Genomic DNA, 12,960 nt, shown 5'->3' on the forward strand with positions numbered 1-12,960 from the left:
CCGCTGCCGAAGCTGGCATCGAGGCTGCCGTCCGCCGCATGGCCGAACAGGCGCACTTCGTTGACCGCATCGGTCGTATCGATGACCACGATCCGCGTGCCCTGCATCCGCACCCGGTAGCCGCTGCTGGACAGCGCGAACGTCGCCGGGCTGCGATTCAGGAACACGCCGTTGACGCCATCGGCGTCGTTGTTGCCGAAGCTGTCGCCGGGGGTGCTGTCGCTGGCCGAGCCGTCGTCGAGCGTGCCGTCGACATTGAAGCGGGCCAGGAAATAGCCGATCGACTGACCGGTGGTCTGGCTGATGCTGCCGATGCCGACGATGCGGCCATCGGCCTGCACGGCAACACCGACCAGGGTGCCGACCTCGCTGCTCGGCAGCGGCTTCGGCAGGGTCACACCGCCATCGCTGCCGAAGCTGCCGTCACGGCTGCCGTCCGGATTGAGGCGCAGCACGGCGCTGTCGACATTGGCGAAGCCGCCCTGAATGCCGAGGCGTGCGCTCAGCACCAGCTTGCCGTCTGGCTGGCGTACGGCGTCGGAATAGCCGCCGGTGAAGTCGCGGCCGTCGAGGCTGTCGGCATCGGCGAGGCCGTCACCTGAAAAATTGCTGTCGTCGAGACCGCGGACGGTGAACTGGAACAGCGCCGGATCGGACTCGTTGCTTGGGAACGGGCTGCCCGGACGGACTCGGGTGAAGTTGGCACCGGCAGCGATCTGCACGCTGTCGTCGTCACGCAGCAGCATCGTTGGCCGGAAGCTGTTGTCGGCGCCGATCGCACGGCTGCGGCGGCCTTCGACCCCGAAGCCGATATCGAGCGTGCCGGGAATGGTGTCCACGGCGCAGCTGCCGCCGGCGGTGACGCTGATGAAGTTTTCGCTGACTGCATCGTCGCCGGCGCCGATGGTCAGCCGGGTGACGGTGCGGGTGCCGGGTGTGGTGGCCGAATCGTGGCGCACGCGTACGACATCGCCATTGCGTACCAGGCGAATAGCATTTCCAGCGTTGGCGTCGGTATTGACGCCGAAGCTGCCGTTCTCGATGCGCACCAGCGCCGGTACGGTGAGGCCGCTGATCAGCACATTGCTGTCCAGCCCGGCCACGGTCACGGCATTGGATTCGCGCCCGGTGTTGACCGGCACGTCGAACTGATCGACCAGCACGAAGGGATTGACCTTGGTCGGCACCGAGGCGCCGCCCTGCAGGCGCACGACATAGGTCAGCGCCGGTTCGCCGAACACGCCCTGAGTGCCGATGACGACGATCCGGCCATCGGCTGCCAGGCTCAGCGCCAGCGGCGCGTTGCCGTTCTGCTGGCTTTGCCGCGGGCCGCGCAGCAGCGGGCCGACATCGCCGAAGCCGGTGTCCTGCAGGCCGTTGGCGAGGAAGCGGCCCACCTGCGCGCCGGTGAAGCCCGGCGAGCCGCCGAGACTGGTGCGCGCCAGGACCAGGATCTTGCCGTCCGGCTGCAGCGCGAGATCGCGGATGTCCGCGGCCACCGCCTGGCTGTTGCCGCCGGTGCCGGAGGCGAGGTCCTGATTGTTGCTGCTGTCGACGATGCCATCGCCGTTGCCAAAACTCGGATCGAGGCTGCCGTTGGGCAGCAGTTGCAGCAGCGAGCCGACGCCGATACCGGGTCGGAAGGCGAACACCAGGCGGCGATCCGGCCGGATCGCGACGCCCAGGCCGGCACCAAAGCCGCTGAAGCCGATCTTGACCACGCCGCCGGTGCCGAACGCCGGGTCGAGTTGGCCGCTGGCGGTGAGGCGCACCGCACCGAAGACGCCGCCCTGGCTGTTCAGCGTGGCGTTGCCGGTGAAGATCACCGCCTCGCCATCGAGCACCAGGCCGCTGATGTCGCTGATCGCGTCCTGCGGCGAGCCGGAGGTCTGCGCGAAGCAGCCATCGACGCCGTCGGCATCGCCCGCGCCATAGCTGGCATCGAGCGCGCCGGTGGCGAGATAGCGGCAGACCACCCAGGCATTGGTGAGGCCGCTGGTGGCGCTGCGCACGTAGTTGGCGGCGACCAGAATGCGGCCCTGGCCGTCCACGACCATCGGCTGCGTCACCACGCCGCTCTGCCAGCCGCCAGCGCTGGCGGGGAATGCGGAAGTCGACAGCGACACCCGGCCGTCGGTACCGAAGCTGGCGTCGAGCGTGCCGCTGGCGGTGAACTTGATCAGATCGAAACGCGGCGCGCCGTTCTCGGTGGCCAGCGCCACGAAACCGCCGTCTGGCGTGGCGGCAAGCCGGCCGAAGCCGGCGACGTTCAGCCCGCCGATCACGTCCTGGCTGAAGCGGCCGTTACTGGCGAAGCTGGCATCCGGTGTGCCGTTCGCCAACAGCATCAGCAGCGCCGGGATGGTGTTGGTACTGCCCTGCGGCCCGGAGTCTGCCGCGATCAGGGTGCGGCCATCGGCGAGCGCCAGCACGTCGCCATAAACGCCGTTGTCCGAACGATTGAGCGCGGTCAGCAGATGCCCCGGCACTTCGCTGCCGGGTCCCAGGCGGCTGTCGTAATCGGCCGGCGCGGCGTGCGCGGCGAGGCTGGACAGCGACAGCAACAGGGCGGGGATGGCGGAGGACTTCATGTCGGTTTCTCGGCGGTGCAGGGGTGATGCCGGCGACCTTGCCTAGCCGTGAACCGAAAAGTGCGACCGATTTCCGACCATTTCCCGACGATTGCATGGCCGTTGCCAAGCCCTTGATGGAGCTGATCTTTGCGTGCGAGCGGTGGCGGTCATCGGCCGAGGTTTTGCCGCCCCGCCACGGATGCCGCACTATCCCGCCCACGAATTTGCCGAGCAGCGCGAGACCGATCGGTGGCAGGACCAGGACACTCAGATACCGGCCATGGACGCCGCCCGTCGCCTTCCGTCGAGCGGGTGCTGATCTATCGCTTCGCCGAGTGCGTGCTCGATAGCCGCAGCCTCGAACTGAGCGTGCGCGGCGCCATCGTCAAGCTGGAGCCGAAGCCGCTGGAACTGCTGCTGTTCCTGCTCCGCCATCCGGGCGAGGTGGTGACCAAGGACGAGTTGCAGGACGGTGTCTGGCCGGGCCGCATCCTGTCGGAATCGGTGCTGACCAAGGCGGTCGCCAAACTGCGGCAAGGCCTCGGTGACGAGGACCAGACCATCCTCAAGACCGTGCACGGCTATGGCTACCGGCTGGTGGCGCCGGTCACTCTGGAAGTCGCCGGCCCCGCACCATCGGCTCCGCAATTGCAGCTGGCCGTCGGTGACCATCCGCCGTTGCGGCCGCACTGGCAGCTGAGCGAACGCCTGGGCAGCGGCGGGCTCGGCGAAGTCTGGCTGGCGGCACACGCCAAGACCGGCGAGCGGCGGGTCTTCAAGTTCGCGCTCGATGCCAATGGCCTGACCGCGCTGAAGCGCGAGATCACCTTGTTCCGCGTGCTCAAGGACACCCATGGCGATCGCCCGGATCTGATTCGCCTGCTCGACTGGAACGTCGACGAGCAGCCGTACTTCATCGAATCCGAATACGCCGCCGGTGGCTCGTTGCCGCAGTGGGCCGAGTCGAAAGGCGGCCTGATCGCCGTGCCGCTCGACGAGCGCCTGGAGCTGGTCGCCCAGGCCGCCGATGCACTGGCTGCCGCCCATGCCGCCGGCGTGCTGCACAAGGATCTGAAGCCGGCCAATCTGCTGATCAGCTTCGATGACGCCGGCCAGGCGCGCGTGCGGCTCGGCGATTTCGGCAGCGGCCGGATGATGGATCTGGCGCGCCTCGAACGGCTGGAGATCACCCGGCTCGGCTTCACCCGCGCAGCCGGCGAGCAGGACGACGACAGCAGCGGCACGCCGTTCTACTACGCCCCGGAACTGATCGCCGGCCAGCAGCCGACCGTGCAGACCGATCTCTACGCGCTCGGCGTGATCCTCTACCAGATGATCGTCGGCGATCTGAAACGGCCGCTGACCGCTGGCTGGGAGCGCGATGTCGTCGATCCGCTGCTGCGCGAGGACGTGGCCGCCGCTGCAGCCGGGCAAGTCGACGGCCGGCTCAGCGACGCCGCCGAACTGGCGCGCCGCCTGCGCGGCCGTGCCGAACGCGCTGCCGCCCGCCATGCCGAGCGTGAGCAGGTCGCCGAAAGCGAGCGTCTGAAAGCCAAGCTGGCGAGACTGCATGCGGCACGTCGCCGGCTGATTCCGCTGGCCGGCGTGCTGATGATCGGCGTTATCGCCACCTCGCTGATGGCTCTGCGCGCCAGTCAGGCGCGGGTCGCCGCCGAGCTGGAAACCGCCAAGAGCGAGGCGATCAACCGCTTCGTCAACGAAGACCTGCTGAACGCCGCCAATCCGCTGCAGCGCCCGCTCGGCGCGCCGGAAGTGACGGTGCGCGCGGCGCTGGCGACGGCGGAGCAGACGGTCGACGCGCGCTTCGCCGATCAGCCGGCGGTGGCCGCCTCGGTACTGACCACGCTCGGCGTGCTGCGCCACGAATTCGGCGATTACGACCAGGCGCTGGTGCTGCTCGATCGGGCGATCGCCAAGGCAGAATCAGCGCCGGCCGAGCGCAACAAGGCGCGGCTGGAACGCGCGTCGCTGCTGATCTCCGCGGACCGCGATGACGAAGCGATTGCCGCGCTCGACAGCCTGCTGGCTGATCAGCTGAGCGATCCCGGCACGGCTAAGAGCGATGTCCTGGAAACCCGGCTGCGCCTGCTCGAAGCGCGCTCCGGCCAGGGCAGCGATCCGGACTTCCTCAAGGACCTCGCCACCCTCCGTGACGATGCCAATCGCACGCTTCGCGAACCGAACTGGATTGCCGGCGAAGCCGGCGGCCTGATCGCGTCGATCCATCGGGTTGCCGGCCTGCCGGAACGCGGTGTCGATGACGCCCGCCGTGCCTACGCGGCGCTGCGCACCGTGCTCGGCGCCGATCACCCGACGACCTTGAAGGTGCAGGTCAGCCTTGCGCACAGCCTCAACGCGCTCGGCCAGAAGGACGAAGCATTGAGCGCGCTGCACGAAGTGTTCGAACGCATGAAGCTGCGTTTCGGGCCGACCGGGACCGACACCGTGCATGTCCATAACGAACTCGGCTTCATCCTCAACATGCAGGGTCGCTACGCGGAAGGCGAAGCGGTATTCGCCGATCTGGTCGCCCGTCACGAACAACGCGGCAATGGCCAATCCGTCGACATCACCGCGCCGCTGTCGAACCTCGCCAATGCTCGCCTGCAACTCGGCCGGCCAGCTGAGGCGCTACCCCTGATCGAGCGCGGCCTGGCGATCCTGAAAGCGCAGCCGGAGCCGCAGCCGGCACGCGCCACGATCCTGCGCCGGCTGCAGGCGGAAAGCCTGATGGCGCTGAAGCGCAACGACGAGGCGAAGCTCGCGCTCGATGCCGGCGAGACTGCCGCCAGCGTGCTGCCGGACACCGATCTGCGTCGTCTGGCGTTGTATGGTCAACGTGGCCGCTGGCTGATCGTCAGTGGAGATTCGGTGGCCGGTGAGCGTCTGCTCGATGCAGCGATCATCGGCCTGCGCAAGCAGATCAAGGACGATCACCCGTTGCTGGCACCGCTGCTGCTGGCGCGGGCATCGTCCGGCCAGATTCAAAAGCCATAGCTATTGACGTTGCTGTTGCGGTAGCTTTGCCGGGCCTTGAGTTGGTTCGTTAGCGAACCTTCACAGGGGCCGTCTATAACCACAATGAAACCTGTTAGGAGATACGACGCATGAAGAAGCTCATTGCAATCGCTGCCGTCAGCCTGCTGCCTTTCGGTACGGCGCTCGCCGCCCAAGATATCGGCTGCGGTCTCGGTACCGAATTGATGAAGGACCAGAAGGGCCTGATCTTCCGGGTGCTCGGCGCCACCACCAACGGCACGTTCTTCAACCAGACCTTCGGCATCACCAGCGGCACGCTGGGCTGCGCCAAGAACGGCGTGGTTGCCAGCGATGTGCGCCGCTCGATGTTCGCGGCCGCCAACGTCGATCAGCTGTCGGCCGAAATCGCCGCCGGTGAAGGCGAAACCCTGGCCACCCTGGCTGCTCTCTACAACGTCGATGCCGCTGACGTCGCCGCGTTCAACGCGATGGCCCAGTCGCACCATGCCGCGCTGTTCCCGAACGCCCAGGTCACCACCGGTGACGTGCTGGCCGCGCTCGAAGTGGCCATGGCTCAGGATGCCCGCCTGGCTCGCTACATCGCCTGATCGATGCCGCGTTCGTGGTACGGAACAGCCCCGCTCGGGGCTGTTCTTTTTTTTAGCCTGTTGCTGGCGCCTTTGCGGGTGCCGGCAGCGGACAGCTATGCCGATGAGCTGATCGCCGCCGCCGACCAGCAGGGCCTTGCCGCGTCGCCCGAATGGGCGAACCTGCTCCATGTCGAGTCGCCGGTCGTGGGTGCTGCGCGCAGCAGCGTCAAGAGCGACTGGTTCTTCCTCGCGCCGAACGGTGCCGATGACCCCGCCGCCGAACTGCGCGCGACCCTCGTCGCGTTCCTCGATCCGACCATCCGTGAGCCGCGGAACGAATCGGCGCAGTGCATCTTCGGCGCTCGCTACGCCTGGCTCGATGCCCGCCTGCATTTCGATGCCGAGCGCCTGCCGCGCCAGCCCTGCGCCGAGCGCGAGGAATGGCTGACTGCGCTGGCGCCGTCGCAGGTCTGGGTGGTCTTCCCGTCGGCTTATCTGAACAGCCCGGCGTCGATGTTCGGCCACACCTTGCTGCGCCTCGATGGCCCCGAAGTGAAGGCCGGCACGCCGTTGCTTGCCTATGCCGCCAACTACGCTGCCGAGACGCCGGAAACCAATGGCCTGGTGTTCGCGATCAAGGGCCTCGCCGGCGGCTATGTCGGCCGCTACAGCGTGCTGCCGTATTACGAAAAGGTGCGTGAATACGCGCGCCTGGAAAGCCGCGATCTCTGGGAATACCCGCTGGCCTTCGACGCCGGGCAACGCGAGCGCCTGCTGCTGCATCTCTGGGAACTGCGCGGCGCGGCGTTCACCTATTACTTCTTCACCAAGAACTGCTCGTACCAGCTGCTGACCCTGCTGCGGGTCGCCGATCCGAGCATCGACTGGGGCAATCGCTTCAGCTGGTGGGCAACGCCGACCGACACCTTGCGCGCGCTGCAGCCCGGACTCGGCGCACCGCATTACCGGCCGGCACTGGCGACCACCGTCGCTGCCGAAGGCCGGGCGCTCGATGCCGACCACCGCGAGCAAGCGCTGGCGCTGGCAGAAGGCGCGCCGCCAACCGATGGCATCGCCGCGGCAGGCTTGAGCCTCGCCAACGATCTCGTCCAGTACCACTTTCTGGAGGGCCAGCTGCCCCGCGAGGTCGCCGTCCCGCGATCGCTTGCGCTGCTGCGCGCCCGTGCCGCGACCGGCGAGAAAGGCGGCCGGGTGACGGTGCCGACACCAGACACCGATCCCACCGGCGGCCACGCCACCCAGCGGCTGATGGTCGGCGCCCAGGCGCGCAGTGAAGGCGGCGATATCGCCACCCTCGACTGGCGGCCGGCCTATCACGATCTGCTCGATCCTTCGGCCGGCTACGGCGAGGGCCAGCAGATCAACTTCGTCGATCTCGGCCTGCGCACGCGGCTGGCCAATGGCGCAACCACGCTCGACCATCTGGCGCTGCTCGACATCCTGTCGATCGCGCCGCGCAGCAGCTTGTTCCAGCCGATTTCCTGGCGCGTGCGCCTCGCCCACGAGCGCCCCGATCTCGGCCTCGGCCGCGATTCGCGCACCACCGTGCTGGAGGGTGGCCCGGGTCTGGCCTGGGGACGCTTCGGCAGCCTGGTCGCCTACGGTCATGCCGAGTTTCGCGCCGAGGTCGGCAATGTCCGCGACAACGGTTACGCGCTGCAGCTCGGGCCGCGCCTCGGCCTGCTGGCGCAGCCGCTGAAGCTGTGGGGCGTGCAGCTCGAGGCGAGCTGGCTACCGGGGCTGGCTGGTGACAATGCTGATCGCCGGATGATCAGCCTCGAACAGCAGTGGCAACTCGGCAAGGACTACGGCCTGCGGCTCGGCGCCCGCGCGCTGTGGCTCGGCTCCGAGGAAACGCGGCAACTCGATCTGCGCCTGATCCGCTATTTCTAAGCGCTCCCGAGATGGACTGGCGGCTGTCACGCCGCGCTGCCTACACTCGCTGAGAGCGGTGCCTTCGACACTGCCATCACGAGGGTCTGCTGACATTACTTTGATCGCTGCGTTGCAGGTCAAAAGTGCGCCGGGCGAGGCGCGAACCGCAGGCCATAGCCACCTATGGTCAAGGTTCGCAACGAAGTCCCGGTGCGCTTTTGGCCGCAACCCTCCGGGGCGGGGCCGTTTGAGCCCATTGCTGCCTTGCTCGTCGCGCCAATGGGTCGGCCATTGGCCGCTCCTCGCTCGTTGCACTGGGCTCAAACGACCTCCGCCGCAGCGACCAAAGTAATGTCAACAGACCCTGAGGGGGCGTCGCGATGATCCTGCAGCTACTCGATGTGCTGATCGGCCTGACCCTGGTCTATCTGATCTTTTCGACCGCTGCCTCGATCGGCGTCGAACTGCTCGAAAGCTGGCTGCGCCAGCGCGGCAAGCTGCTGGAGCGCGGTATCGGCGAAATCCTGTCGCAGATCGTCGACGGCCCCGACGAAGATAAAGAGGCCGAGGCGACGACCAAGACGACCAAGATGCTGAAGAAGTTGTACGAAAGTCCCTTCATCTATTCGTTGTATGAAGGCAAGTACATCTCTGGCAACAACAAGCTGCCATCGGCAATTCCAGCGGCCCGATTCGCCGGCGCCTTGATAGCGCTGGCCGACGAAGACGAGAAGTTCCGCAAGGCCGCCAACACCATGCTCAAGGTCGCCGGCCTGAAGCTCGGCGATGACGACGCGAAAGTGCGCGCCGCGCTCGCCGCTTATTTCGAGGAGTCGATGGAGCGGGTTACGGGCTGGTATCGCCGCCATGTGCAGCTGGTGCTGCTGGCGATCGGCGCGGTGCTGGCCATCGCGCTAAATGCCGACACCCTGAACATCGTCCGTACCTTGTCGCAGGACGATGCGCTGCGCGCGAAGATCGTCGCGACAGCGGTCGGCGTTCAGGGCGAGGGCCAGGCACCTGCGCCGATCTGCAAGGAAGCCACGGCGGATTGCGAGCGTCAGCTGGCGCAGCAGGTAGGGAGTCAGCTGGCACTCGCCAGTAATCTGGGCCTGCCGCTAGGCTGGAACCTGGGCGGCACCGGGATCGGCCTGCCCACCTGCGTGCCGGCCGTGCCTGAGCAGAGCTGCAAACCAGCCCGTGCCTTCGCGTCTGACGCCTTGTTCGTGATCACCAAGATCCTCGGCCTGGCGCTCACCGCGCTGGCCACCACCCTCGGCGCGCCGTTCTGGTTCGATCTGCTGAACCGTTTGATACAGACCCGCAGTGTCGCCGCACAAGCTCGGGAAGCGGTTGACGAGATCACCACGCGCAAGCGGTCAGCGACGAAGAGCGAACTCGAACCAGAGTCCGAACGCGCTGCTGCCGCCAACGACGATGGCAGCAGCGACCCCGACCCCGATCCCGCTCCGAAGCCGCGGACGACGCGGACGCCACGTCGTCGTCGCAGCTCGCCCAGACCACCGCGCACGCCAGCGGCCTGAGTTCTGCTAGGGCGCGGCGGACAGGGTCAGGACGGTCTGCAGTTCGTGCAGCGTGCTGCTTTCCGAGGTATCGCCGGATGTATTGGCGGACTGGGTACAGGCGGTGGCCACCGTGTAGACGCCCGGCTGCAGTATGCCGGTGCGGCTGCCGAACTCCTGATCGAAGTCCAAATCCGCTTCGTGAAGCACCACCAGTGACAGCGGATTGCCCGTGTCGACGGCTGTCGTCGCGCCACCGTAGATCCGGGACTGTCCATCCTCCTCGGGCGGCAGCTGATTGCCCTCGATCAGGCCGACGCTGACCGTGGCGCCGGCTTGGTCACTGAAGCTGACGATGTTGGATTTCGGGATGTCGATCCGGTAGCTGACCGGCTGGCTGACCGCGAACGCGAACTGGCTCAGCGTATGGCCCGCGCTGAAGGGCCTGCCGGTACCGGTTTGCGGCGCGAAGCCGGAGGCCTCGGCATCGCCATTGCAGCTCAGCGAAATCGTCGAGAACAGGCTGCGCTCGTCGAGGCCGATTTCGGCGTCGCTGCCGATAGTGCTCCGGGTGCCCAGATTCGCTGAAAGGCTTACCAGCGTATAGCGGGCCCGGACCGCACTACCCAGAGAATCCTCGATCCGGACCTCGCTGTCGGAAGGGTTGTTGCAGCTTTCGCTGCTGCAGTTCGAGGAGCCCGAAACGGCTTCGACACGGGCTCGCAGCAGTTCGGCGAATCCTGCGCCGCGCACCTGACCGAGTTCCAGGGACAGCAGATCGGCCGGCAGCAGACGGGTGAGCACGAAGGCGAAGAAATTTCCGGTGGTACCGCCGGCCGCGGCCACGTACGGCACCGTGAAGCGGGTGGCGCCATCGGTGGCCGTCTGGCGAGCGCGGATCACCGCGGTCCCGTCCGCCAGCTTTTCCACGATCAGCACTTCGGCGATGTTGTAGATACCCAGGAAGTTGGCTTTCGCCGCATCGAGTTCGATCGTGAAATTGGTGGTTTCGCCGGCCAGAAAATCGCTGCGATCGGCGCTGACCTTGCCAGTCGGCGAGTTGGCCAGTTCGGTGTCGACTTTCAGCTCCAGCTTGGCCAGCGATTCCAGGCCCAGCAAGGTCAAGGTCAGCGCCATCTCGCTGCCGGCCTTGGCTTCGGCGCCGAGCTTGAGCTTGTAGTCCGACTGGTAAGGACTGGCGAGCATCTGGGTGATCTGCGGTGCGAAGCTGCCTTCCAGCGCAGCGCCAACCTTGGCTTCCAGCGTCTTGAAGCGCAGCGACTTGAAGAAGCGGTTGCCGATCGCGACCTCGGCGTAACCAAAGGCTTCGAGCTTCGGTTCCACGCGCAGGCTTTCCAGCGTGCGCAGCACCAGGGTCGGCGTGTTGGTGACGGTGAATTCGCCGAACGAGCGCTGGAAATCGCAAACGCCGAAGTTGCAGGCGAGGCCGAACTCCAACTCGGTGCCGACCGCGCTCTGGGTGCCGACGGTGACATCGGCGACAGTCAGCTTGCCGCCGGCTTCGACGCCGACCCCGACCGGCACCATGCCGCCGACGATCAAGGACAGCGGCCCACCGATCGGCAGCGGGATGTTGAACAGCTCGGCCTTGCAGCTGATCTTGCCTTCGAAAGCTGCGGTGAGCTTGGCCTGCACGTTGAAGGTGAAGGTCGGGGTCGCGGTCAGCAGCAGGTGTTCCAGCCCGCGATTGGGCGTGTACAGCAGGTCCAGCGCCGGCTTCAGCGACACGCTGAACGCGGGCTGGTTGGTCATCGAGATCGGTGGATTCTCGGCTTCGAAATCGGTTTCGCAGCCCTGTTCGAAGGCCCGCGTGCCGATCGGCGTGCCGACCACGGACGGCCGTGCGCGCGGCTGCGCTGCTTTCGATGCAGGTCGCCGAGAGGTGCTGGCCGGTCGGCTGGCGTCCGCGGCCTTTGCGGTGAAGTACAGGGTGTCGCCATCGCGCCGGATGTCATAGGCGCTGGCAATTTCCGGCGCGATTTCGGGTTCCACCTGGCTCAGATCGAACACCTGATCGATGTCCAGATTTGGCAGCAGCTCGGTAGCCGGTGCCAATTGCAGGGTCAGGCGCACACCACCGGCCACGGCCTCGGTGCCGACCACCCGGCCGGCGATCGGCTGCGAGCCGTTGCCGATGACCAACGTACCGACGGTGGGTGTTGCGACGCCGGCGACGACGACGCTGTAGGTATTGTCGAAGCTCGGTGTGGCACCGGGATTGATCTCGGCCGGTGCCACGACGACCTGCTCATCGGCAATCACCAGGGTTCCTGACGCCAGTTCGGTGACCACGGCGAGCAGCGGCACCGAGCGGAGCTCGCCGACAGCGGCGACGATCTGGGTCGAGCCGCCGCGGCCGCTCGCCGTGGCCAGCCCTCCGGCGCTGACCGCGATGGCACCGGTATCGGACGAGCTCCAGCTCACCGGCAGCGTGATCGCATTGCCGGCGGCATCCAGCACCCGCGCTTCGAGTTGCCGAGTCTGGCCGGCCGCGGTGAACAGCAGGCCGGTCTGAACGATCTCGATACGCGCCGCAGCTGCCGTGGGTACCGGCGGCACCGTGGGCACCGGTGGTTCTTCTGGCGGAGTCTGGTTCGCGCCGCCGCCATCGCAGCCGGCGAGTGCGGCGAGCATCAGGAGCGGCAGCGCCAGTTTCGGGGAGAACAACTTCAGGGTGCGGGACATCGGCCAACTCCGGCTTCGGATCAAGGCGCCGATGGTGGTGGCCGGCCTCCGCCAAGTCCTGACCGAATTCCGACGATTTCCCGACCGTCGCGATGTGGCCCACAAAAAAGCCGCCCGAAGGCGGCTTTCTATTGCAGCGACAGCGGCTTAGTGACCGCCGCCATCGAGAGACTTCACCGCCTGGATCATCTGCACGAGCACCTTCTGGGCGTCGCCGTAGACCATGTTGGTGTTGTCGGCGAAGAACAGTTCGTTCTCGACACCCGAGTAGCCCTTGCCCTGGCCGCGCTTGACCACGTAGACCTGCTTGGCGTGGTCGACGTTGAGGATCGGCATGCCGTAGATCGGGCTGCTCTTGTTGGTGCGAGCGGCCGGGTTCACGGTGTCGTTGGCGCCGATGACGATCGCCACGTCGGCTTCCTTGAACTCGCCGTTGATGTCTTCCATGTCGTAGATGATGTCGTACGGCACGCCGGCTTCGGCGAGCAGCACGTTCATGTGGCCGGGCATGCGGCCGGCCACCGGATGGATCGCGAACTTCACGTCGACGCCGGCGTCCTGGCAGAGCTTCACGAACTCGTAGAGCTTGTGCTGGGCCTGCGCCACCGCCAGGCCGTAGCCCGGGGCGATGATGATCTTCGACGAGTAGCGCATGTTGATGCCGGCATCGCC

The 12,960-nt window shown here is 66.8% G+C and carries 6 protein-coding genes and 1 pseudogene; 4 read left to right on the forward strand and 3 right to left on the reverse strand.

Features of this window, described 5'->3' with window-relative positions:
• Positions 1–2,591: pseudogene (locus QZY06_RS01830) on the reverse strand (hypothetical protein); the annotation flags it as partial.
• Positions 2,592–2,885: 294 nt separating this feature from the next.
• Between QZY06_RS01830 and QZY06_RS01835 the strand changes: the two are divergent.
• The 4 genes from QZY06_RS01835 (at position 2,886) to QZY06_RS01850 (ending at position 9,603) form a co-directional block, all read left to right on the forward strand.
• The gene (locus tag QZY06_RS01835; RefSeq protein ID WP_295679439.1) at positions 2,886–5,591 is read left to right on the forward strand and encodes a tetratricopeptide repeat protein; all 2,706 of its coding nucleotides are present in this window, start codon (positions 2,886–2,888) and stop codon (positions 5,589–5,591) included.
• Between the two features lie 110 nt (positions 5,592–5,701).
• Complete coding sequence (locus QZY06_RS01840; protein ID WP_022976382.1) at positions 5,702–6,181, forward strand: DUF3015 domain-containing protein; 480 nt, start codon at positions 5,702–5,704, stop codon at positions 6,179–6,181.
• Positions 6,182–6,241: 60 nt separating this feature from the next.
• Complete coding sequence (locus QZY06_RS01845) at positions 6,242–8,077, forward strand: DUF4105 domain-containing protein (protein ID WP_295679444.1); 1,836 nt, start codon at positions 6,242–6,244, stop codon at positions 8,075–8,077.
• 362 nt (positions 8,078–8,439) lie between these two features.
• Positions 8,440–9,603, forward strand: a complete 1,164-nt coding sequence (locus tag QZY06_RS01850) for a hypothetical protein (protein ID WP_295679446.1) — start codon at positions 8,440–8,442, stop codon at positions 9,601–9,603.
• A 6-nt stretch (positions 9,604–9,609) separates the two neighbouring features.
• Here the strand turns inward: QZY06_RS01850 and QZY06_RS01855 are convergent, their stop codons facing one another.
• Together QZY06_RS01855 and QZY06_RS01860 are read right to left on the reverse strand one after the other, a co-directional pair.
• Positions 9,610–12,288: a hypothetical protein gene (locus QZY06_RS01855; protein ID WP_295679447.1), complete on the reverse strand. Its 2,679-nt coding sequence runs from the start codon at positions 12,286–12,288 to the stop codon at positions 9,610–9,612.
• A 147-nt stretch (positions 12,289–12,435) separates the two neighbouring features.
• A partial coding sequence (locus tag QZY06_RS01860; protein ID WP_295679449.1) for an NAD(P)(+) transhydrogenase (Re/Si-specific) subunit beta occupies positions 12,436–12,960 on the reverse strand: 525 nt, incomplete at its 5' end.

The organism is uncultured Nevskia sp. (assembly GCF_903885465.1).
Lineage (GTDB): Bacteria > Pseudomonadota > Gammaproteobacteria > Nevskiales > Nevskiaceae > Nevskia.

Bases quoted from the DNA above. Each gene is read 5' to 3' on its own strand.
- QZY06_RS01855 (WP_295679447.1), bottom strand. From the start codon at position 12,288: ATGTCCCGCACCCTGAAGTTGTTCTCCCCGAAACTGGCGCTGCCGCTC.
- QZY06_RS01840 (WP_022976382.1), top strand. From the start codon at position 5,702: ATGAAGAAGCTCATTGCAATCGCTGCCGTCAGCCTGCTGCCTTTCGGT.
- QZY06_RS01850 (WP_295679446.1), top strand. From the start codon at position 8,440: ATGATCCTGCAGCTACTCGATGTGCTGATCGGCCTGACCCTGGTCTAT.